Here is a 25,395-nt window from a genome sequence, read left to right on the forward strand (position 1 = left end):
AGCCTTCGTTGACTATTTCGTCCAGCACACACGTCTACCTGCGGCAAAACATTCAGTTCGAACCGCTGATCAACGGTTGGTACGCGTGGTTTCACACGCTGCCGCCGTTGACCGCCGCGCTCAACGTGGCCGAGCGGTTCCTGCCGCTGATGCAGTCCTATGCCGCGTCGCCGATGATGCATGCGGCGGCCTGCAAGGATCCCGCGATGCGCGGTGGCCCGTTTCTCGACCTGGGCGGCAAGCGCGTCGACGAAATCCGCGCGCTGATCGAGCAGACCACCGCTCGCGCGACCCGCCAACTGGAACTGGCGAAGGCTTACAAGACGTTCTCCACGTTGCTGCTGGAGCAGGCGAAGGGGATGGCGTCGGATCCGATCTATCCCGAGATCCCGGAAGTGCTGAAAGGCTATGTCGAGATCTACTACGACCTGAATCACAACCCGTCCTTCCGGCTCTTCGAGAGCCTGCTGTATGCGAGCCCGCTCTACGCGCGCGATGCTCAGAGCATCGCGCTGTCGGCGATCGACGAGAACACGCCCCGGCCGTTCATTCTCAGCACGCCCCGGCTCAGCGACGAGCGCACGCTGTTTTGCAACATGGCCTTCGACGATCGCGCGCTCGATGCGCTGTTCCGGATGCGCGACACGCCCGCCAGCTACGCGAAAATCGTCGACCTGATGCGCGTGGAGGAGAAGGACGAGCCGCTGTTCCGCACGTTCTTCGTCGAGGAGGCGCCAGCGCCGAAACCGGATCGTTCGTTCGACGGCGACGACATCCGCATTCGCTATTACGGCCACGCGTGCCTGCTGGTGCAGAGCCGCGGCGTGAGCATCCTGATCGATCCGGTGATCAGCTACGGCTACGACACCGCGCTGCCGCGCTATACGTTCGCGGACTTGCCCGACCAGATCGACTACGTGCTGATCACGCACAGCCATCACGATCACATCGTCCTCGAAACGCTGCTGCAGCTTCGCCACAAGGTCAAGACCGTGGTGGTCGGCAGGAATCTCGACGGGTTTCCGCAAGATCCGTCACTGGCGCTGGCGTTGCGCAAGCTCGGTTTCGACGATGTGCTGGAAGTCAGGGATGCAGACGAAATCAAGGTGCCCAACGGCGTCATCACCGCCATTCCGTTCCTGGGCGAACACAACGACCTGGCGATCCAGAGCAAGCAGAGCTTCATGATCCGCTTCGGCACGCGCTCGGTGCTGTGCATCGCCGATTCGTGCAACCTGGACCCGCGCCTCTACGAGCATGTCTTCCGCCTCGCCGGCAAGCCGGACACGTTGTTCGTCGGGATGGAAACCGAGGGCGCACCGCCGTCATGGGTCTACGGCCCGCTGTTTCCCAAGACGCTGCCGCGCGACCTCGACCGGTCGCGCCGGGCGCGGGGCTGCCAGTTCGGCGAGGCGGCCGCGCTGGTGGACGACTTCCCGTTCAACGCGGCGTATGTCTACGCGATGGGCCAGGAGCCGTGGCTCAACCACCTCCTCGACAACACCTTCGACGAAAACTCGCCCAGCCATATCCAGTCCACCCAGTTTGTCGCGCACTGCAAGGCCAAGGGCATCGCTTCCGAAATCCTGTACGCGACGAGGGAGATCGTGCTTTGTCAGAACTGAATCTCAACGCGCTGTCGACCAGCGGGCAATACCAGGAACACCTGGTGTTCTGGAACGAGGCGCTCGGTCGCATCGACGAAGACTTCCGTCTTCAGCAAGCATGGCAGGCGTATGCGTTGCCCCTCGGCCCCGCGCCGGCGCTGACGTTCGCGCTCGACGGCGACGCGGCGCAGACCCTGGCGAAGCTCGCTGCCGGCAACGAGCTGGGCGCGTTCGTCGTGCTGCTGGCGGCGCTGTTCCGGGTGCTCGGGCGCTACGACGGCGCAGCCAGCCTGTTCGTGGATACGCCGCGCCTGATTGCCGAAGCCGCGAACGGTTCCGCCGATTCCGTCCCGCTGCTCGACGCCGCCCAGCCCGGCCCCACGGTTCGCGCGTACCTGAACCAGGTGCGCGACAGCGTGCAGCGCAGCTATTCGTATCAGGATTTTCCGATCGCGGCCCTCGCGCACAAACTGCGCGGCGAACGGCCCGCGACCAACGTCGGCGTGCGCTTCGACGGCCTGCACGAAGCGTGGACGGAGGGGGACTACGACCTGTCGATCGAGATCCGGCATCGTGCGTGCTACGAGATCGTCCTGACGGGCCGGCCGACGGTCTTCACGCTGCATTATCTGCAGCATGTCGCACGGCACCTGCGCAACGTCGTGGCCGGCTTCGGCGCGCTGGACGCCCCGCTCGACACGGTCTCGCTGCTCGATGACGAGGAACGTGCGCGCCTGCTTGCGCAGGCGGCGCCCGTTGCCGTGGATGGCACCTTCCTCGCGCAGTTCGCGCAACGGGTCGCGGCCACGCCGGACAGCATCGCGGTGGTGACCGCCGACGCATCGCTGACCGCCGACGCATCGCTGACCTATGCGCAGCTGGACGACCAGTCGTCCCGGCTGGCGGGCTTCCTGCTCGCGGAATATGCGATCGAGCGCGGCGACGTGGTGGGGGTGGTCGCCGACCGGTCCGAGCGCTGGATCGTCGGCATGCTCGGCGCGCTCAAGGCGGGCGCGGTATATCTGCCGCTCGACCCGGAGTTTCCGCGGGAGCGGCTGCGCTTCATGATCGAGGACGCGAAGGTCAAGGCGCTGCTGACGAACTCGGAATACCTGCCGTTGCTCGCCGATTTCTGGGCGATTCCGATGTTCGCGCTCGACTTTCAGCTCGACACGCTGGAACCCGCACCGGCGTCATCGCAGGTCGAGGTCGCGCCGGGCGACGCGGCGTACATCATCTACACGTCCGGCTCCACGGGCATCCCCAAGGGTGTCGCGCTCGAACATGCAGGGCTCCTGAACATGGCGCAGTACCATGTGAACGCCTTCGGTTTCGATGCCGACGACCGGTTCGTCCAGTTCTACTCCCCGGGCTTCGACGGCTCGATCATGGAGATTTTCGTCACGCTCCTCGCGGGGGCGCGCCTGGTGCTGGCGAAGACCGCCGTGATCCGGGACGTGCCGCGTTTCGTCGACTACATCGCGCAGCAGGGTGTCACCACCGTCAACGCGACGCCGGCCTATCTCGCGTCGCTCGACTGGAACGCGCTCGGCGCCGTGAAGCGGGTCATCAGCGCGGGCGACAACGCGCGCGTGGCGGATCTGCGCGAACTGGCCCGGACCCGCGTGTGCCACAACTCGTACGGCCCGACCGAGGCCACCGTGTGCATCGCGGACTACGTGGTCGACCCGGCGATCGCCTACGGCGCCCGTCTGCCGGTCGGCCGCCCGATCCACAACACGCACCTGTACCTGCTCGACGAGCACGGGGCGCTGGCCCCCGACGGGTGTACCGGCGAGATCTGCGTGTCCGGCATCGCGCTGGCGCGCGGCTATGTCGGCCGCGACGACCTGAGCGCCGCCGCGTTCGTCGACCACCCGTTCGAAGCGGGCGAGCGCCTCTATCGCACCGGCGACCTCGGCGTCTGGCTGCCGGACGGCAACCTGGAAGTCACCGGGCGCCGCGACACGCAAGTGAAGATTCGCGGCTATCGCATCGAGATGGGCGAAATCGAAGCGGCGCTCCGGCAGCACGCCGGCGTGACCGACGCGATCGTGTTCGTGCGCGAGGATACGCCGCAGCACAAGCAGCTGGTGGCCTGCGTCGCCACGGCGACGGCCAGCGTCGCCGGCCTGCGGGAACATCTGAAGGAACGCCTGCCCGAGTTCATGGTGCCGGCCTCGATCGTGACGCTCGAACGCCTGCCGCTGACACCGAACGGCAAGCCCGACCGCAAGGCGCTCGCCGCGCTGGAGCTGGCGCCCGTGCCGGGCGCAACCGCGTACGCCGCACCGGCCAATGACGTCGAAGCGCGCCTGGGCAAGATCTGGTCCGAGGTGCTGGGCCGCGAGCCGATCGGCGTGCACGACAATTTCTTCGAACTCGGCGGCGACTCGATCCTGCTCATCCAGGTGATGTCGCTGGCCCAGCAGGTCGGCCTCAAATTCACCGCCGACCAGTTTTTCGCGCATCCGACCATCACCGCGCTTGCCCAGGTTGCGGTGGAGGCGCCGTCGATCCGGATTTCGCAGGAACCGGTGGTCGGCCCCGCCCCGCTGACGCCGATCCAGTCGTGGTTCTTCGCGCAGGACGTGGCGGATCCGCACCACTACAACCAGTCGACCATGATCGAGGTGCCCGCGTCGCTGCGGCCGGACGTGCTCGAGCACGCACTGGCGGCGGTCGCGACCCATCATGACGCGCTGCGGCTGGGTTTCGAGCGCGTCGCCGGCGCATGGCAGCAATCGCATGCGGCGCCGCCGCTGGCGATTCCGCTCGGCGTCACGTCGCTGGCGGACGCGGCGCCCGCCGCACGGCAGGCGGCCATGCTCGCGACCGCCAGCGACCTGCAGGAAAGCTTCACGTTGTCGGCGCCGCCGCTGCTGCGCGCGCACCTGTTCCAGTTCGGCCTCGACGCGCCGCAGCGCCTGCTCGTGGTCGCGCACCATCTGGTGATCGACGGCGTGTCGTGGCGCATCCTGTTCGAAGACCTGTACGCCGCGTGCCGCCAGCGCGAAGCGGGTGAAGCGGTGCGGTTGCCGGCCAGGACGACGGCGTGGCGCGACTGGTCGACGCGCCTGTCCGAACTCGGTGCGAGCGCGCCCGACGGGCTGGACTACTGGCTCCAGGCCAGCGCCGACGAGCCTGCATGCTTCGACGACATGCCGGTCGGCACCGTCGGCGAAGCCGGCACGACGGTCATCGATTTCGACGCCGGGCAGACGCTCGCGCTGTTGCAGGACGTACCGCGCACGTTCAACACCCAGATCAACGAAGTCCTGCTGACGGCCCTGCTGCTCGCGTTCGGCGACTGGACCGGCAACGCCACGCTGGTCGTCGAGCTCGAAGGCCACGGTCGCGAGGACCTCTTCGACGGCGTCGATACGTCGCGCACGATCGGCTGGTTCACCACGCACTACCCGGTGTACCTGAATGCCGGCAACGCCACCGTGGCGGTCGACGCGTTGCGCCACGTCAAGGAGCAGCTGCGCGCGGTGCCGATGCGCGGGCTCGGCTACGGCGTCGCCCGCTACCTCGGCAACGACGCCGGCATCGCGGCGGCACTGGAACGGCAGCCGCCGGCGCCGGTGCGCTTCAACTACCTCGGCCAGATCGATCGCGTGCTGGCCGACGACACGGGCTGGAAACCGGTGCTCGACTTCGAGAGTCCCGAGCACAGCCCGCGTGCACGTCGCGGCCATCTGTTCGAGATCGACGGGATGGTGTTCGACGGGCGTCTGCGCCTGACCTGGCGTTACAACCGCGAGGCCTGCCCACCCGGCGTCATCGAGCAGCTGACGCAGTGCTACCGCAGCCGTCTGCTGTCGATCGTCGAGGCCAGCGGTGAAGGCCCGCGCGGGCTGAGTCCGTCGGACTTTCCAGCCGCTCGCATCAGTCAGGAAGCGTTGGACGCCCTCGTATCAAGGATCAAATCGTGACCTCCCCCACCATCGCCGATATCTACGAGCTCTCCCCGATGCAGGAGGCGATGCTCTTTCATGCCGTGCACTCGCCCGGCGCGAGCAGCAGCTTCAACCAGCTCGGTTGCCGGATCACCGGCAGCCTCGATCCCGCGCTGTTTCAAGCCGCCTGGCAGCAGCTGATCGATCGGCACCCGGTGATGCGCACGTCGTTCCATTGGGAGGAATTCGACAAGCCCATGCAGGTCGTGCATGCGCAAGCCACGCTGCCGTGGGTGCAGGACGACTGGCGCGATCTGCCGGACCACGAACAGCGCGCGCGGTGGCGCGCGCATCTCGACCGCGACCTGGCCGAAGGCTTCGCGCTCGATCGTGCGCCGCTCGTGCGCTGCCGCCTGGTGCGCGTCGCCGAGCACGCGTACCTGTTCAGCTGGAGCCACCATCACATCCTGGCCGACGGCTGGTGCCTGTCGCTCGTCATCGAGGAGATCTTCGAGGCCTATCGCGCGCTCACGCACGGCGTGCCGCCGGCGCTCCCCGCGGTGCGCCCCTATCGCGACTATATCCAGTGGCTGCAGCAGCGCGAGCCGCAAGCCGCGCAGCAATACTGGGCGCGCTATCTCGAAGGTTTTCACTCGCCGACCCCGCTGCCCACGGCCGCGCGCGCGGCCGCGGGCGAGCGCTTCGGCGAGGGCCTCGCGCAAGTGCAGGCCGACCTGTCGGCCGACCTGAGCGCGCGCCTGCGGCAATTTGCGGCCCGCCATCACGTCACCCTCAATACCCTCGCGCAAGCGGCCTGGGCGCTCGTGCTGTCGCGTTACAGCGGGGAGACCGACGTGGTGTTCGGCGCCGTCGTGTCCGGACGGGGCGCCAACCTGCCGGGAATCGAATCCATGCTCGGCCTGTTCATCAATACGGTGCCGGTGCGGGTGCGGGTCGACCCCAGGCAACCGCTGGTGCCGTGGCTGAAGATGATCCAGGCGCGCGTGGCCGCCCGCGCGCCGTTCGAGCACACCCCGTTGCCCGACATTCAGCGCTGCAGCGAAGTGCCGCTGACGACGCCGCTGTTCGAGAGCAACATCACGTTCATGAATTACCCGCTGGACGCGTCGCTGACGCATGGCGCGCACGGGCTGGCGGTCGACGAGGTGCAACTCTACAACCGCGCCGACATCCCGCTCGAATTCGTGGTGACGGCACGCGACGACTGGAAGATGGAACTGTCGTTCGATCCGCGGCGCTTCGATGAAGACACGATGCAGCGCATGCTGGGCCACGTGGCCGCGACGCTCGATGCCTTCGCGGCCGATCCGAACCGGCTGCTCGGACGCCTGCCGATCCTGCCCGAGGCCGAACGCCGGCTACTGCTGGACACCTTCAACGACACCGCCGTGCCGTTCGACGCCGCGCTCACCGTGGTGCATCGTCTGGAACAGGCCGCCGCGGCGCACCCCGAGCGGGCGGCGGTCGAGTACCGCGACAGCGTCCTGAGCATCGGTGAACTGAACGCCCGCGCCAACCGACTCGCGCACCGCCTGCTGGCCGCCGCCGAGCTGGGGCCGGACGCGCTGGTCGCGATCTGCATGCACCGGTCGGCCCACCTGATGGAGGCGATCCTCGCCGTCTGGAAGTGCGGCGCCGCCTATATTCCGATCGACCCCAACTATCCGGCGGCGCGCATCCGCACCATTCTCGAGGATTCCGGCGCCGCCCTCGTGCTGACCTGCGACGGCCTGTTGCCGGCCGAGCTGGCCTCGCTCGCGCCGGTCGTGTCGCTCGACGACGCCACCGGGATCGACGACGACACCAACCCCGGCCGCCCCGTGTCGCCCGACAGCCTCGCCTACGTGATCTACACGTCCGGTTCCACCGGAAAGCCGAAAGGGGCGATGGTCGAGCACGCCGGCATGCTGAATCACATGCTCGCCGAGATCGACGAGTTTTCGATTTCGGCTTCGTCGGTGATCGCGCAAACCGCGCCGCATTGCTTCGATATTTCGGTCTGGCAATTTTTCACGGCGCCGCTTGCCGGCGGCAAGACCGTGATCGTCGACGACGAATGCATTCGCGATCCGGCGTCCTTCATCGCGACCCTGGACGCCACCCGGGTCAGCATCCTCGAACTGGTGCCGTCCTATATGTCCGCCGTGCTCGACCGTGCGTCGGAACGGCCGGCGCTGATGCGGCACCTGCGGCACCTGCTCGTCACCGGCGAGACGGTCAGCCCGGCCCTGGTGAAACAGTGGTTCGACGTGTTCCCGGACATCGCGCTGGTGAACGCCTACGGCCCGGCGGAAGCATCCGACGACGTCGCGCAGCACCGCATGACGTGCGCGCCAACCACGCCTTACGTCCCGGTCGGCAAGCCGATCCGCAACGTACGCCTCTACGTCGTCGACCCGCAGATGAACCTGTGCCCGATCGGGATTCCCGGCGAACTGTGTGTGTCCGGCATCGCCGTCGGCCGCGGCTACCTGAACAACGAAGCTGCGACGCGGGAGGCTTTCGTCGAGGATCCGTTCATTCCGGAGCGCGGTGTCCGCATGTACCGCACCAGCGACATCGGCTGCTATCTCCCCGACGGAACGATCGCGCTCTACGGCCGCAAGGACCACCAGCTGAAGATCCGCGGCTACCGCATCGAGCTCGGGGAGATCGACAACGCGCTGGCCGCCATTCCGGAAATCCGCCAGGCGGCCGCACTCGACTATCGCGACGACGCCGGCCGCGCCGCGCTATGCGCGTATGTCGCGTTCCGCGACGGCGCGTCGCTGAGCGATGCCGCGATAGCCGCCGCGTTGTCCGCCACGCTGCCGGATTACATGGTGCCCGCCATCTACGTGGTGCTCGACGCGCTGCCCCTGAGCGGCAACGGCAAGATCGACCGCAATGCGCTGCCGCCGCTCGACCGGTCGCGGCTGTCGGCGGCGGCACACGCACCGACACCGCCCCGCACGCCCACCGAGACGCTGCTGTGCCGCATCTGGGGAGAAGCGTTGGGCATTCCGGCGCCCGGCATCCACGACAACCTGTTCGCGCTGGGCGGCGACTCGATTCTCAGCATGCGCATCGTGTCGCTGGCCGCCAAGGCGGGCCTGAAGCTCACCACCCGGCTGATCTTCCAGCATCCGACGGTTGCCGAGCTCGCCGCCGTGGCGACGCGCGGCACGGTCGGCGCGGCGGAGTTCGTCGCATCGTCCGGCCCGCTGTCGCTGACGCCGATCCAGAAGCGCTTCTTCGCGCAGCATCAGAACGATACGAACCAGTACAACCAGGCGGTCCTGCTCGACGTGCCGGCGGATTTCGATCCGGCCTTGCTGCGCCAGGCGTTGCGGCACGCGGTCAAATGGCACGATGCGCTGCGGCTGCGCTTTCGCGCGGGCGAGTCCGGCTGGATCCAGTCGGTCGTCGACGATCCGGAGGTGCCCGTCGGCGTGTTCGATATTCCGGGCGAGCGGCTCGCGCAGCACGTCGCGCAGTCGCATGCGAGCCTGAATCTGTCGGACGGCCCCGTCGTGCGTGCGGACCTGTTCCGCCTCGACGAAGGCCGTTCGCTTCGTCTGCTGCTGGTTGCGCATCATCTGGTCGTCGACGGCGTGTCGTGGGGCGCGCTGCTCGAAACCCTGTACGACGCCTATACCCGCCTGCGCAACGGCAAGGCGCCCGAATTTGCGGGCGGCAGCGCAACGTGGACCGCCTGGACCCGGGCGATCTCGCACTGGGCCGGCTCCGGCGCCGCCGACGCCGATCTCGTCCATTGGCAGGCCCTGGCGCGCGCCGACCTGCCCCGCCTGCCGCTCGATCGCGCCGCGCCGGCCGACGCCAATACCGTGTCGTCCGCCGACACGATCGTGGTCGAGCTGGGTGAAGCCGCGACGACGGCCTTGCTGGGCGCCGCGCCCCGGGCCTACGACGCGCAGATCAACGACGTGCTGCTTGCCGCGCTTGCGCGTGCCGTCAGCGACTGGAGCGGATGCGCCGACGTCCTGCTGGATCTCGAAGCGCACGGGCGCGAAGAACTGTTCGAAGACCTCGACATCTCGCGCACGGTGGGCTGGTTTACGTCCGTGTTCCCGGTCGCGCTGACGGTCGATCCCGGCCCGCACGATCCGGCTCGCCTGGTTGCGTCGGTCAAGACGCAACTGCGCGCCGTGCCGAACGCGGGCATCAGTCATGGCCTGCTGCAAGACCGGCTCGACGGTCCGGCGCCGCAGCCGCAACTGCTGTTCAACTACCTGGGCCAGACCGACCAGCTGTTCGCCGCCGCGCGCGACTGGAAACCGGCGACGGAGCCGAGCGGGGACGGCCGCCATGCGAACCAGCGGCGCGAACACCTGCTCGACATCAACGCCTACGTGAGCGGCGACCGCCTGCACGTTGCGTGGGAATTCAGCCGGGCCTGCCACGACGCCGCCACCATCCGGCGCGTCGCGCAAGCGTACCTCGCGGCGCTCGAATCCCTGGTCTCCGCCCCTGCCGACCCGTCCGCATCGACCCGGCCCGCGACCGGCCTGGCGCAGGCGCCGGCCTCGGTCATGCCGGACGAGATCGCCGACGTCTACGCGCTGACGCCGACCCAGCAGGGCATGTTGTTCCACGGGCTGTACGAACCCGCGTCGGATGCGTACTTCAGCAGCCTGAATTTCCGTATCGACGGCGCGCTCGACGTCGAACGGTTCCGCCGCGCGTGGGATACCGTGGCGCAGCGGCACGACATCTTGCGAACGTCGTTTCACTGGGAAGACCTCGACAGCCCCGCGCAGGTCGTGCATCGCCATATCGACTTGCCGTGGCACGAGGAGGATCTGCGCGCGACGTCCGCCGCGGAGGCCGAACGGCGCCGGCAAACCTACGACGCGCAGGACCGGGCACGCGGCTTCGACTTCACCCTAGCGCCGCTGATGCGCCTCGCGCTGTTCCGCATGGGCGATCACGCCTGGTGCTTCCACTGGAGCCATCACCACATCCTGCTCGACGGGTGGAGCTCCGCCCGTCTGCTGGGCGAAGTGGCCGCCGCCTATCAGGCGCTGCCGGCCGACGGTGCGCCGGAGCAGGACGCGCCGCCTGCGTTCGCCGAGTACGTGCGCTGGCTGGCGCGCCAGGACGCAGCCGCGGCGGAACGCTTCTGGAAGACGAAGCTGGCGGATTTCCCGGCGACGACGTCGCTCGTGCTGGGACGCCCGGAACTCGACGGCACGGCCGCGCCGGGCGCCTATGTCGAGGTGCCGCTGCTGCTCTCCGAAAGCGACACGCAACGGCTCGTCGCCTTCGCGCAAACCCGTCGCCTCACCCTCAACACGCTCGTGCAGGGCGCGTGGGCCCAGCTGCTGGGCCGCTACAGCGGCGAAGCGGACGTCGTGTTCGGCACGATCGTTTCCGGCCGCCCGGCCTCGCTGCCGGCGTCGGACGAGATGGTCGGGCTGTTCATCAACACGCTGCCGGTGCGGGTTCGCATCGACGCGCGCCCGACGGCCGCGTGGCTCGCGCAGTTGCAGATGGCGCTCGCGCAGCAGGAGGAATATGCGCACTATCCGCTGGCCGACATCCAGAAATTCGCGGGCCTGCCGCCCGGCGTGCCGCTCTTCGAAAGCCTGCTCATCTTCCAGAACTATCCGGTCGAGGAAGCGCTGGCCGACGGGCTGCCCGGCCTGCGGATCGGCGAATTCCAGGTGGCCGATCCGAACAACTACCCGCTGACGCTGGTCGTGACGCCGGGCAAGCGCCTGTCGCTGCAGGTGCTGTACGACGACGGCCGGTTCGATCGCGAAACGATCGTGCGCCTGTTGGGTCACGTCGAAACACTGCTCGTCGGCCTCGCCGGCGAGGAAGATCGCCCGAACCGCAGCGTTGCGCTCCTCACCGCCGCGGAGCGGGACGCCATCGTGCTCGGATGGAACGATACGTTCGCGCCGGTTCCGTCCGACCGGACGCTACCCGAACTGATCGAAGCCGTCGCCGCCGCGCACCCCGAGCGCATTGCGGTCCGCTGCGGCACGGAGGTCCGCACCTATCGCGACCTCGTCGAAGGCGCCAACCGGATCGCCGGTCATCTGCTGCACGTCGCGCCGATCCAGCCGGACGACCGGATCGCCGTCTGGATGCCGCGCTCGCCGTTGATGCTGGAAACGATCCTGGCCATCTGGAAGTGCGGCGCGGCGTACGTTCCCGTCGATCCGGCCTATCCGGCCCAGCGGGTCGAGACCCTCCTGACGCTGGCCCGGCCGGCCATCCTCGTCGCGACGGACGGCATGCCGCCGCCGGCGCTGGCGGCGATCCCGCAGGTCGACCCCGCGCGCCTGCCCGAGCATCGGGGCGCCGGCGCGCCGGCACCGCGTTGCCGGCCCGCGGACCTCGCCTACGTGATCTTCACGTCGGGTTCGACCGGCCAACCGAAGGGTGCGATGGTCGAGCATCGCGGCATGCTCAATCACGTGCTCGCGATGGCGCGCAGGGTCGGGCTCGGCGCGCAGAGCGCGGTCGCACAGACCGCTTCGCACTGCTCCGACATTTCGGTCTGGCAGTGCTTCGCGGCACTGGTGTCGGGCGGCACGACGGTGATCTATCCCGATGCCGACATTCTCGAGCCCGCGCGCCTGATCGACGCGCTTCACCGCGACCGCATCACGGCGATGCAATTCGTGCCGTCCTATCTGGCGACCTTTCTCGGTGAGCTGGAACGGCACCCGGCGCCGGCTTTCCCGCATCTCGACACGCTACTGACGATCGGCGAAACCCTGCAGCCGGCCTCCGCGCACGCGTGGTTCCGCCTGAATCCGGCGGTCCGGCTCATCAACGCGTACGGGCCGACCGAAGCGTCGGATTCCGTCGCGCATTTCAGCATGGAACGCGCGCCGGATCTGCCGGCGATTCCGATCGGCCGCCCCATCGAGAACCTGCGCCTCTACGTCGTCGACGCCGACATGAATCCGTGCCCGGCCGGCGTCAAAGGCGAGATCTGCATCGGGGGAGCGGGCGTCGGGCGCGGCTACCTGTTCGACGAAGCACGCACCCGGGCGGTGTTCCGCGACGATCCGTTCAGTCCGGAACCGGGCGCGCGCCTGTATCGCACCGGCGACATCGGCTGCTTCGGGGCCGACGGCACGCTCCACTTCTTCGGACGCCGCGACTTCCAGGTCAAGATCCGCGGCTATCGCATCGAGCTCGGAGAAATCGAAGCCGCACTGACGGGGCTCGCAGGCATCTCCAACGCCGTCGTGGTCGCCCGGCAGGCGTCGGACTCGGACATGACCCTGTGCGGCTACGCGTCGGGCACCGGCTGGACGCCCCAACGCCTGCGCGACGCACTGCGCGACACGCTGCCGGCGCATATGGTGCCCGACACCGTGATGCTGTTGCCGGCGTTGCCCGTCATGCCGAACGGCAAGATCAACCGCGCCGCGCTGCCGCTCCCGGATGCCGCGTCCGTGCCCGACGGCGCGCCGGCCGAACCGCAGACGCCCGTCGAGGCAGCGCTGCTGCGCATCTTCGCCGAGGTGCTCGGCCGTCGGCCGAAGGGCGTCGACGACGACTTCTTCGAGCATGGCGGCCAAAGCCTGAAAGCGATCCAGATGGTCAGCCGGATCCGGCGTGAACTGAAACTGAACGTCGCGGTCGCCGATATCTTCCAGGCGCCGTCGCCGCGCGCACTCGCGCGGAAGCTGGCGTCCCGCCCCACCGATCGCCTCGATGTCGATGCGCCCATCCCGGCGCTTGCGGTGCAACCGTCCTACGCGGTGTCCCGTGCACAGAAGCGGATCTGGCTCGCCAGCCGCAGCGCGGATCCGTCCACGTACAACATGGCAGGCGCGCTGCAGCTGGACGGCGCCGTCGACACGGCGCGCCTCGTCCATGCGTTCGACGCGCTGGTCGATCGCCATGAGAGCCTGCGCACCGTGTTTGCGATGATCGAAGGCGAGCTGCGGCAACGCATCCTCACCCGCGAGGCATCCGGATTCCGGGTCGAGCACATGGATCTCGCGGACGATGCCGGGCTGCAGGCCATCGATGCGCTGATTCGCGAGGAAAGCGGGCAGCCATTCGATCTCGCGTCGGGGCCGCTCTTGCGCGTCAAGCTGGTCCGGCTCTCGCCGACGGAACACCTGCTGCTGTTGAACATGCACCACGTGATATCGGATGCGTGGTCGATCCGCGTGCTGACCGACGACCTGCAAGCCCTGTATGCGGGACACGACCTGCCGCCGCTGTCGATCCAGTATCGCGACTACGCCGCGTGGCACAACGCGAGCCTCGAAGGTCCGCACGCCGCCGCGCATCGCGCGTACTGGCTCGCGCAACTCGCGGCGCCGCTGCCCCGCCTGCAACTGGCGTCCGACTTCCCGCGTCCCGAGCGGCCCGGTCATGCCGGGCAGACGCTCGAAGTCGAACTGTCGGAGCCGCAGGTGACGGGCCTCGCGGCACTGGCCCGCGCGCACCATACGTCGCTCTACACGGTGCTCCTCGCGTCGTTCTGCGTGCTGATGCACCGCTACACGGGGCGCGAGGACATCGTCATCGGCAGCGTGTCGGCCGGGCGCGACAGCGAGCAGCTCGAATCGCAGATCGGGGTGTTCCTCAACACCCTCGTGCTCCGCGTCCCGGTGCAGAAGTCCGCAACCGTCGAAGCGGTGATCGACACGGTGGCAAAAGCCTCCACGGACGCGCTGGCGCATGCGTCCTATCCGTTCGATGCACTGCTGGACGACCTGAAGATTCGCACCCCGGCCGGCCACTTCCCGATCTTCGACATTCAGGCGAACGCCATTTCGATGCCCGCGCCGCAGTCGGATCTGCGCATCACGGACCGCTCGCAGGCGGACACCACGGCCAAGTTCGATCTGTCGTTCCAGGTCGTGGAAAGCGATGGCCGCCACCGCATTCAGTTGATCTACAACGCCAACCTGTTCCGCCCCGCGACCATCGCCGCGATGCGCGATCGACTGCTCGCGATCCAGGACGTCTTCTGCCGCGATCCGGCCATGCCGGTCGATCGCATCCCGCTGTCCGGCGATGCGCCCGCCGCCAGCCCGCGCGTGCGGGTCGGCCTCCGCCTGAAGCAAGCGCGCGAAGTCACCGTCGACGACGTGCTCGAGGAGAAGTCGTGATGCCGGCCGGAGTTCGAACGGCGGACGCCATGCACCCGGCTTCGGGTTGTTTCAGGTGAACAAAACGTATCGAGGAGTTTCCTGTGCAAGACAATAACGTGCTGGTCACCGACCATCGCTATGCGCACACCGCGCGATTCTGGCGCGAAAGCCTGTCCCGGGTCACCGGCACCTACCGGATCGCCGCGCACGCGCCGAGCCCGCAACCGGGGCGCCTGCTGTCCCGCACGGTGCCACTCACGCCCGCGTCGCTCGACGTGCTGCGGCGCATCGGCGACGGCGAGCTTGCCGAATTCGCCGTCACGGCGGCGGGCATTGCGTTCCTGCTCTGGCAATACTTCCGGACGCCGGTCACGGTGCTCGGCACGCCGGAGCTTGCCGAGCACCCGGCGACCCGGGCCGGCGCCATTCCGCTGATCATCGAGGTCCGTCCCGAGGAGCGCATCGAGGACTACCTGTCGCGCGTGGCCGGGATCGTCGAGGAAAGCTATGCCGAGCATCAATTCCCGCTCGAAACGCTGGTGCGCAACGAAAAGGAGCTGGCGCTCGCGCAGCTCACGAAGGTCTCGCTGGCGGACGATCGGGTGCACCATGCACTGACGGGGCAGGACGACGACCTGCAGTTGCACCTGCGACTGGCGCGCGGCGAAATCGAGATTCGTCATGCCGGCGCCATCGAGCCGTTCGTCATGGACGGTTTCGCAAGCAGCCTCGCCACGGTGCTGCAGGCATTCGAACACCTCGACCAGCCGGTCGGCGACATCGACTCGAGCGCGCCGGACGCGCGCCGGCAGCTGGCCACCTTCAACGAAACCGCGGCGGCCGGCCCTCGCCATCCGACGGTCGTCGAGATGTTCGAAGCGCAGGTCGCCCGCACGCCGGCAGCGCCGGCCCTCGTCACCGACAGTGCGTTGATGACCTACGCCGACCTGAACGCCCGGGCCAACAGCCTCGCGCATCAGTTGCGCGAACATTACGGCGTCGGGCAGGAATCGCTGGTCGGCGTCATGCTCGAACGTTCCGAATGGATGATCGTCGCGATTCTCGGCATCCTGAAGGCAGGGGCGGCGTTTGTTCCGTTGGACCCGGCCTATCCTGCCGAACGGATCAACCACATTCTCGGCGACACCGGCCTGTCGCTGCTGGTGACCCAGTCGAGTCAACTGGCGCAATGGTACGAGTTCTCCGGCGTGACACTGCTGCTGGACCAGGCGCTCCCCAACTGGACGGCGCTGCCGGACAATCCGCCGTGTCGCGCCGAACCGGCGAACCTGGCCTACGTGATCTACACGTCCGGCTCGACCGGGCGCCCGAAAGGCTGCCTGCTCGAACACCGGAACCTGGCCCACTACATCGCGTGGGCCGCCGAGTACTACTTTCCGGAAAGCACGACCGGCAGTTTCGGCCTGTACAGCTCGCTGTGCTTCGATTTCACGCTGACCAACCTCTTCTGCCCGCTGGTGCGCGGCAAGACGCTGCGCATCTATCCGCAGTCGGAAAGCATCGACACCATTCTGGCCCGGATGTTCCAGCCCGGCAGCGGCGTCGACACCCTCAAGCTCACGCCGACCCACATTCACCTGCTGGAGTACATGAACCTGGCACGCTCCGGCGTGCGCAAGGTGATCGTCGGCGGCGAGGAACTGACGCCCCAGCACATCGCGACGCTGCGGAAGATCGATCCGTCGATCGAAATCTACAACGAGTACGGTCCCACCGAGGCGACGGTCGGCTGCATCGTCGAGCGCGTCGAGGACGTGCCGGCTTCGGTACTGATCGGCCGGCCCATTGTCAACACCCGGGTGTACATGCTCGACGAGGCCCTGCGGCCGGTCCCGCTTGGCGTGCCGGGGGAAATCTGCCTCGCCGGCGCCGGCCTCGCACGCGGCTACCACCTGCGCCCCGACGTCACCGCCGCGAAATTCGTCGAGCATCCGTTCCCCGGCGAAGCGCGCATCTATCGCACCGGCGACATCGGCCGATGGCTGCCCGACGGACGGATCCAGTGCTATGGGCGCGTCGACGACCAGGTCAAGATTCGTGGGCACCGTGTCGAACTCGGCGAGATCGAGGCCGCGATCACCGCGCACGAGGCGGTCGTCGGCGCGGCGGTCATGCTGCGCGAATCGGCTCACGGCGTGCGCAAGCTGGCGGCCTACGTCAAGGGCTCCGCGAGCCTGAACGTGCCGGACCTCAGGGCGTTCCTGGGCGGGAAACTGCCGGACTACATGGTCCCGTCCGACATCGTCCTGATCGCCGAATTTCCGCTCAACGCCAACGGCAAGCTGGATCGCCCGGCGCTGCTGGCCATGGAGCCGGCCGCCGCGCCCGACGCGCCCAGCCCCGACGCCACGCCAGTCCAGCTCGAACTGTTGCGCATCTGGCGCGACGTGCTCGACAACCCGGCCGTCGATCTCGCCGGCCGCTTCTTCGACTACGGCGGTGATTCGCTGCAGGCCATGCAGCTGGTCTCGCGGATCTGGGGCAGCTTCTCCGTCGAGATCGGCATCGACGCGATCTTCGAACTCCAGACCATCGGCGCGGTGTCCGACCTGATCGAGGCGTCGTCGCCCCGCGCCGGTGCGACGGCCGGCAACATCCTGCCCCGCTCGCGCGCGAACGACCTGCCGCTGTCCTTTCCGCAGCAGCGCCTGTGGTTCCTCGCTCAACTGGAAGGCCCGTCGGCCGCCTACAACATCTCGAGCGCGCTGCGTTTCGACGGCGAACTGGACCTCTCGCGCCTGCGGGCCGCCGTGTCCGGGATCAGCCGGCGTCACGAGATCCTGCGCACGACGTTTCCCGCCATCGACGGCCTCGGGGTCCAGCGCATCGCGCCGCCCGCGCCGGTCGCGCTCGACGTCGTCGACGTCGCCAGCGAGTCCGAGGCGCTCGCGCTGCTCGCCGAGGAAGCCGATCGCCCGTTCGATCTCGCCGCCGGGCCGCTCTATCGCGTCGTGCTGTATCGCGTGCATGCGGATTTGCACGTCTTCGGCGTCGTGATGCATCACATCGTGTCGGATGCGTGGTCGTCAGGCATCCTCATCGGCGAACTGGCCGCGCTCTATGCAGGCCAGCCGCTGCCGGAACTGGCCATCCAGTACGCGGACTACGCGGTGTGGCAGCACGAGCGCCTGGCGTCCGCCGATACGCATCGGGAACTGGCGCTTCTGAGCGCCTCGCTGACGGACGCGCCGGACCTGATCGAACTGCCTACCGACCGTCCCCGCCCCGCCATCCAGCAGTTCCGCGGCGCGGTGCTGCCGTTCCGGCTGGACGGCGAACGCGCCGACGGCCTGCGCGCGATCGCACGTGCGTCCGGCACCAGCACCTTCATGGTCGTGCTCGCTGCGTATGCGCTGCTGCTGTCGCGGTACAGCCATCAGCAGGACCTCGTCATCGGCTCCCCGATCGCCAATCGGCGCTCCAGCATGACCGAGCCGCTGATCGGCTTCTTCGCGAACATGCTCGCGCTGCGCGTGGACCTGTCGGGCAATCCGACCTTCGGCGAACTGCTGGCGCGCGTGAAGCGCGTCGCGCTGGACGGCTATAGCCGCCAGGAGATTCCGTTCGAACAGGTCGTGGATTCGCTCAAGCTCGAGCGCAACCTGAGCCGCACGCCGGTTTTCCAGGCCGTGTTCGCGTACGAGAAAGCGCAATCCCAGGCGTTGAGCTTCCCCGGTCTCGTGGCGACGCCGGTGTCGGTGGAGACCCACACCGCCAAGTTCGACCTCACGCTCCATATCCAGGATGCCGACGACGGCCTGGCGGGCTCGCTGGAATACAACCTGGACCTGTTCGACGCCGCCACGATCGATCGCATGGCGGAACACTTCCGCACGCTCGTCGATGCCGTGATTGCCGATCCGGACCGGCCGCTCGGCGGGCTGCCGTTGACGAGCGAAGCGGAGCGGAACCTGCTGACCGTCGAGTGGAACCGGACCGAGACGGAGTTCGGCGAGGCCGCCGCACAGCCGCTGCACCGCCTGTTCGAACAACAGGTCGCGCGCACGCCCGATGCCGTCGCCGCCGTCCATGACGACGGCACGCTCACCTACGCCGAACTCAACCTGCGCGCCAACCGCCTCGCGCACCGGCTCATCGCGCGCGGCGTCGGGCCCGACACCCTCGTCGGCGTCGCCATGGAACGCTCGCTCGACATGATCGTCGCGCTGCTCGCCGTCCTCAAGGCCGGCGGCGCCTACGTCCCCGTCGACCCCGACTATCCCGCCGAGCGCGTGCGCTTCATGATCGATCACGCGCAGTTGCGCTGGCTCCTCACCCAGCAACATCTGCGCGACGCGCTGCCCGACACCGATGCCGCCCTGATCGTCGTCGATTCCAGCGAACTCGACCTCGATCTCGACGCCGTAGCCAACCCCGCGCCTGATCTGAACGGCGACAACCTCGCCTACATGATCTACACGTCCGGTTCCACCGGCCGGCCCAAGGGCGCGCTCAACACCCATCGCGCGATCACCAACCGCATCCTCTGGATGCAGCACGCCTACTCGCTCGACGCCGACGACGCCGTCCTGCAAAAGACCCCGTTCAGCTTCGACGTTTCGGTCTGGGAATTCTTCTGGCCGCTCGTCACCGGTGCGCGCCTCGTGTTCGCCCGACCCGGCGGACAGCGCGAGACCGACTATCTGGCCGAACTCATCGAGCGCGAACGGATCACCACGATTCACTTCGTGCCATCGATGCTGCGTGCCTTCCTCGACCATCCGGACCTGGACGCGCACTGCACGTCGCTGCGCCGCGTCGTGTGCAGCGGCGAGGCACTGCCCTACGACCTGCAGCAGCGCTGCCTCGAGCGCCTGGACGTCAGGCTGTACAACCTCTACGGCCCCACGGAAGCCGCCGTCGACGTGAGCGCATGGGAGTGCAAGCGCGACGACCCGCACCGCATCGTTCCGATCGGCCGGCCCATCGCCAATACCCGCCTTCATATCGTGGACGCGCACATGCAGCCCACGCCGCTCGGCATCGCGGGCGAACTGCTGATCGGCGGCACGCCAGTGGGGCTCGGCTACCACGGCGAACCGGAACTGAGCGCCGAGAAGTTCATCGCCGACCCGTTCTCGACCGACCCGCGGGCGCGCCTCTACCGTACCGGCGATCTCGCGCGTTACCGCCCCGACGGCAATATCGAGTTCCTCGGCCGCATCGATCACCAGATCAAGCTGCGCGGCCTGCGCATCGAACCTGGTGAAATCGAGGCGGCGCTGCGCACGCATCCGGCGGTCGACGACTGTGTTGTGATCGCGAAAACGGAAGGCATCCGAACGTTCCTGATCGCCTATATCGCGACCGCAACGCCGGACCTCGCCGATCTTCGCGACTATCTGGGCGGCAAGCTCGCGGACTACATGGTGCCGTCGCAGTTCGTCGCGCTGGCGTCCTTGCCGATGCTGCCCAACGGCAAGATCAACCGCAAGGCGTTGCCTGCGCCCGCGGACACGATCGACGCGGCCCGGCCGCACGCGCCGGCCGTCAAGCCCCGGGAAATCCTGCTGGCGTCAATCTGGCAAGACGTGCTGCAACTGCCTTCGGTCGGCATCCACGACAACTTCTTCGAACTGGGCGGCGATTCCATCCTGAGCATTCAGGTCATCGCGCGCGCCAATCGGGCGGGACTTCGTGTGACGGCGAAACAGCTGTTCCAGTACCAGACGATCGCGCAGCTGGCCGCCGCGCCTGACGAGCGGGCAACGCATGCGTCGAGCGTCAGCCCGCTGGGCGATGCGCCGCTCACACCGGTGCAGCACTGGTTCCTCGAGCAGGAGACCAATGCGCCGTCGCACTACAATCAGACGGTCCTGATCCAGGTGCCGGCGGATATCGACGCGTCGAGGCTCGCCGACGCGTTCCGGCAAGTCCACGAACATCACGACGCATTGCGCCTGCGTCTTTCGCGCAGCGCGGGCCGCTGGACCCAGGAAGTCGTCGCCGGCGGCGAGGCGCCCGCATGCTTCGCGAAGCGGGAGATCGCCGGCGACGCCGGCGAGCGCCTGGCGGCGATGCGCGCCGCCGCCGCCGAAGCCGAACGCGACATCGACATCACGCACGGCCCATTGCTGGCGGCCCGGCTCTTCTGCGTGGCCGACGAGCCGCTCGCCCGCCTGTTCGTGTCGATCCATCACCTGGCGGTGGACGGCGTGTCGTGGCGCGTGCTCCTCGAGGATCTGCATGCGGCCTACCACGGCCAGCCGCTGCCGGAGAAGACGACTTCGTTCCGCGAATGGGCGTTGCATCTGCAGCAACTGAGCCGGTCGCCGGCCATCGGCGACGAAGCCGGGCTGTGGCACACCCTCGTTGCGCAGCCCGTCGAACCGATGCCGGTCGATTATCCGGCCGCGGGTGCGGCCGGCAACGCGGTCGGCGACGCGGCGTGCGTGTCGTTCGAGCTGGACGAAGCCGCCACGACGGCGTTGCTGCGCCGGCTGCCGCGGGCCCACGACACCCGCATCAACGACGTCCTGCTCGCCGCGCTTGCGCAAGCCTGCAGCATGGTCACGGGCAACGCGCGCACCCGGATCGATCTCGAAAGTCACGGCCGCCACGTGTCGGATGCGCCGATCGACCTCACCCGGACGGTGGGCTGGTTCACCTCCATCTACCCCGTCGTGCTCGAGGCCGACGCCCGGCACACGCCGGAGGAAGCGCTGCGTGCCGCACGGCGGCAGTTGCGCACGATTCCGGCCGAAGGCTTCAGCTATTCGCTGCTCCGCTACCTGAGCCCCGACGACGCGGTGCGCGACAGTCTCGCCGCGCTGCCGAACGCCGATATCCTCTTCAACTATCACGGGCAGCTCGATACCGTGTTGCAGCAATCCGAAGGCTGGCGCCCTGCGGCCGAGGACCTCGGTTCGCTGCGTGCCGAGCGGTCGCAGCGCACGCATGCGTTCGAGATCGTCGCCGCCGTTGTCGACGGCAGGCTTCAGGTGGACTGGCGCTACGGCGAGCGGCTGCACCGGCGGCAGACGGTCGAGAACCTGGCCGCGCACTTCAAGGACCGCCTGCTCGACTTCGCGGCGTCGGTCCAGGACACCGCATGGGACGACATCGAGGACAGCTACCCGCTCTCTTCGCTGCAGCAGGGCATTCTGTTCCATTCGCTGTACGACCTGGATCCCGCCGCCTATTTCCAGCAGTTCAGCTTCGTCGTCCGCGGCCCGCTCCAGGTGCCGGCGCTCCGGCAAGCGTGGGCCAATGCGCTCGCGCGCCATCCCGTGTTGCGTACCGCGTTCGCGTGGGCCGATCGCGATCAGCCCGTCCAGACCGTGCTGCACACGGTCGACCTGCCGTGGGCGCGCCTCGACTGGCGATCCCGCGATGCGTCCCGCCGTGCGCAGGACTTCGACGCTTTCCTCGCCGAGGACCGGCGGCGCGGCTTCGATCTTCAGCGCGCGCCGTTGTTCCGCTGCACGCTGATCCAGGAAACGGACACGCGCCATCGCTTCTGCTGGAGCGCGCACCACATCATTCTCGACGGCTGGAGCACCGCCATCCTGATGAAGGAAGTGTTCGACGACTACCTGTCGCTCGTCCGCACTGGCGCGCCCGCGGCCACCGCATCGGCGCCGGGATACCGCACGTACATCGACTGGCTCGCGCGCCATCCTCGCTCCGCCGACGAAACCTGGTGGCGCGCCGAACTGGCGGGGTTCCATGCCGCCACGCCGATCGCGGCCGGTCCTGCCCGGCAGGCCGCCGGCGACGCCGCTCGGCAGGCTACGCGCCGGACCCAGCAATTCCTGCTGGACGAGGCCCTGGCCGCGCGGCTGCAAGCGCTCATGCGCACCCATCGCGTCACCCTCAACGTCCTGATACGCGCTGTCTGGGCATTGGTGCTGCAGCGTCACACCGGAACGGACGACGTCGTCTTCGGCGTCACCGTGTCCGGTCGCCCGCCGATGCTCGACGGCGTCGAGTCGGTCGCGGGGCTGTTCATCAACACGCTGCCGTTGCGCTTGCGCATCGCGCCAGAGCGCCCCTTCACCGAATGGCTGGCGGAGGTCCACGCAGCCCAGACGGCCATGGAACCGCATTCGTACAGCTCGCTGGTCGATATCCAGTCATGGAGCGAACTGCCCGCCCGCGACAGCCTGTTCGACAGCCTGCTGGTGTTCGAGAACTTCCCGGTTGCCGCTGCTCCCGATCTCGGGCCGGACGACATCGAGATCCTCGACACCCGCGCCTTCGCGGAATCGAATTACCCGCTGACCCTGACCGTGCACCCGAACGAGCGTGTCGGCTTCGAAATTTCGCACGACGCACACCGCGTCGCGCCCGACGTGGTGCGGCAGATGCTGGACACCCTCCGCGCGTTGCTGGAGCGATTCGCCGCCGAGCCAGACCAGTTGACCGGCCAGCTCGCCGATGCGCCGGCTGCCGGTGGCCAGCCGGGCGCGCCGCGCGGCGTGGCCGACCCTGCCGTCCAACCCGCCGCCGGTCCGGTTACGGCGGCACGCGCCGTCGCGCCGACGGCGCACGAAAGCACGTTGCTGGAGATCTGGCAGCGGATCTTCAAGCGAGACGACATCACGGTCAGCGACAACTATTTCGATCTCGGCGGTCACTCGATCATCGCGATCCAGCTGATGGCCAATGTCGAGAAGGCGTTCGATCGCCGGCTGCCGATTTCCTGTCTCTTCGAGAATCCGACGATAGAGAAACTGGCGGCGGCGCTGGCCACGCAGGAACCGTCCGCGCCTGCCGGCGGGCTCGTGCCGATCCGCGACGGCGGTCCCGCTGCGCCGCTGTTCCTCCTGCCGGGCGCCGGCGGGAACGTGGTCTACTTCCACCCGCTCGCGAACCGCCTGAACGGAACCCACGCGATTCACGGGCTGGAAGCGCTCGGCCTCGACGGCGCCTGCCTGCCGCTCACCCGCGTGGAAGACATCGCGGCCCGTCACATCGAACGCATCTGGCCGCTGGTGGGTGCGGGCCCTTACTACCTGGCGGGCCACTCGTTCGGCGCGCAGGTGGCGCTCGAAATGAGCCGGCAGCTCGTTGCCAAGGGCGCCGTCGTGAAGCTGCTGGCGATCTTCGATGCGTCCGCACCCATCGACAGCCCGGCCGCCACCTACTGGCAGGACTGGGACGACACCGAATGGCTGGTCGCGATCGCCCACGAAATCGGCACCTTCCTCGGGACCGACCTTCAGGTGACGCGAGACGACCTCGTCCCGCTCGATCCCGACGGCCAGGCCGGCCTGATCCTCGACCGGATCGGCGCTCGCGGCAGCTGGTTCGCGGACGCCGGACCCGACCGCCTGCGCGCCTATCTGCGCGTCTATCAGGCCAACTTCAAGTCGCACTACACGCCGCAAGCCTCTCCGCTGCCCGTGCCGATCGCGTTGTTCCGCAGTACCGAGCGCGATCCCGGCGACTACGACCCGTCGCCCGAGATCGCGCAGCTTCGCCTGGACCCGGCCTGGGGGTGGTCACGCTTCTCGGCGCTTCCCGTCGAGGTGACGGACGTCCCTGGCGACCACCTGACCATGCTGCTCGATCCGCATGCCGGTGTCCTCGCTGCCCATGTCAATCAGTTCCTGGAAAAAACGCCTTCATGAAATCAACGCCGACGATCGACAACACTTTTGCCCGCAAGGTCTGCATCAACCTGGACCGGCGTCCCGATCGCTGGGAGGGGATGCAGCGAAAATTCGCCGAGCAGAACATCCTCACGGTCGAACGGCTGCCCGCCGTCGATGCAAGGCTGGTGAGCGTGCCGGAATCCTTGGGCCACATGCGTCCGCAGGACTACGGCTGCACGATGAGCCATCTCGCCGCCGTCAAACAGGCCAAGGCCGCCGGCGCGAGCGAAGTCCTGATCTTCGAGGACGACGCGTTCTTCGCCGCCGATTTCGCCGCGCGCTTCCCCGACTTCATCGCGCAGGTGCCGGATGACTGGCACATGCTGTTTCTGGGCGCGTATCACTTCGCGCCGCCCATTCCCGTCGCGCCGAACGTCGTCAAGACCGTGGAGACGCTGACCGCGCATGCGTACGTCGTCAGGGACTCGCTTTACGACGCGTTCATCGCGATCAACGAACACCCGCCGGCCATCAACGACCGCAACAACCTCGTCCTGCAGAAGACGTTCAACTGCTACTGCTTCGAGCCCAATCTGGTCGGCCAGGAGTCCGGCTACTCCGACATCATGGACGAAGTCATGCCGGAAAAGCCGCTGACCTATTCCATGCCCATTCCGGATGGCTGGTAACGCCCGCGGTCCACGCTCGCCGCAATCCATCACTCGACAGGCCATTGAATCTCATGCAAATCACTACCGTTGACCATGAAGCGGCGTTCGTACAGGCCGCGCTGGATGCGCTTCACCGGGACCGCAAGCTCGGCGAGGCGATTTCGCTGGCTTACGGGAAATGCGAATCGACCGCCGGCGTGATCGACCTGATTTTTCCGTTGATCACGAAGAAACTGCGGATCGATTACATCCTCATGTACAGCATCGAAAGCAATCCCCGCACCCTCCTGAAATTTCTTCGGCTGATCGAGTCGCAGCTGATCCGGAACGACGGCTGGACGGCCGCGTCGGTCGAGGCCGCGTTGCAGGGCGTGGCCGATTCCATGAACGTCGGCTGGGAGCGTGCGCAGCGCCTGCTGAAGTGCTGCATCCTGTTTTCCGATTCGCCGTTGGAAATCGTCGAAAGCATCACGTTTCTCGGAAGGCACGAGGCCTCGTCAAGATTGAGATCGGCGGCACACGCCATCGAACTCAGTCACCTGGTCAACTGAGCC

6 protein-coding genes are annotated in these 25,395 nt (G+C 67.9%); all 6 read left to right on the plus strand.

What is annotated here, in order from left to right; translation table 11 throughout:
- The first annotated feature begins 8 nt into the window (after positions 1-8).
- A complete protein-coding gene (locus tag VL15_RS08555; RefSeq protein ID WP_048244872.1) occupies positions 9-1,625 on the plus strand; it encodes an MBL fold metallo-hydrolase in 1,617 nt (538 codons plus the stop codon).
- Complete coding sequence (locus VL15_RS08560) at positions 1,613-5,545, plus strand: non-ribosomal peptide synthetase (RefSeq protein ID WP_048244874.1); 3,933 nt, start codon at positions 1,613-1,615, stop codon at positions 5,543-5,545. The genes VL15_RS08555 and VL15_RS08560 overlap by 13 nt, the downstream gene beginning before the upstream one ends.
- A complete protein-coding gene (locus tag VL15_RS08565) occupies positions 5,542-14,628 on the plus strand; it encodes a non-ribosomal peptide synthetase (protein WP_080970765.1) in 9,087 nt (3,028 codons plus the stop codon). The genes VL15_RS08560 and VL15_RS08565 overlap by 4 nt, the downstream gene beginning before the upstream one ends.
- A gap of 98 nt (positions 14,629-14,726) precedes the next feature.
- Entirely contained in the window at positions 14,727-24,206 is a 9,480-nt protein-coding gene (locus VL15_RS08570) for an amino acid adenylation domain-containing protein (protein ID WP_230684381.1), read from the plus strand.
- Positions 24,203-24,859, plus strand: a complete 657-nt coding sequence (locus tag VL15_RS08575; RefSeq protein WP_048244881.1) for a glycosyltransferase family 25 protein — start codon at positions 24,203-24,205, stop codon at positions 24,857-24,859. The genes VL15_RS08570 and VL15_RS08575 overlap by 4 nt, the downstream gene beginning before the upstream one ends.
- 53 nt (positions 24,860-24,912) lie before the next feature.
- Positions 24,913-25,392: a hypothetical protein gene (locus tag VL15_RS08580; RefSeq protein WP_048244883.1), complete on the plus strand. Its 480-nt coding sequence runs from the start codon at positions 24,913-24,915 to the stop codon at positions 25,390-25,392.
- The last annotated feature ends 3 nt before the right edge of the window (positions 25,393-25,395 follow it).

Origin of the sequence: Burkholderia cepacia (genome assembly GCF_001039005.1) — a bacterium.
Lineage (GTDB): Bacteria > Pseudomonadota > Gammaproteobacteria > Burkholderiales > Burkholderiaceae > Burkholderia > Burkholderia theae.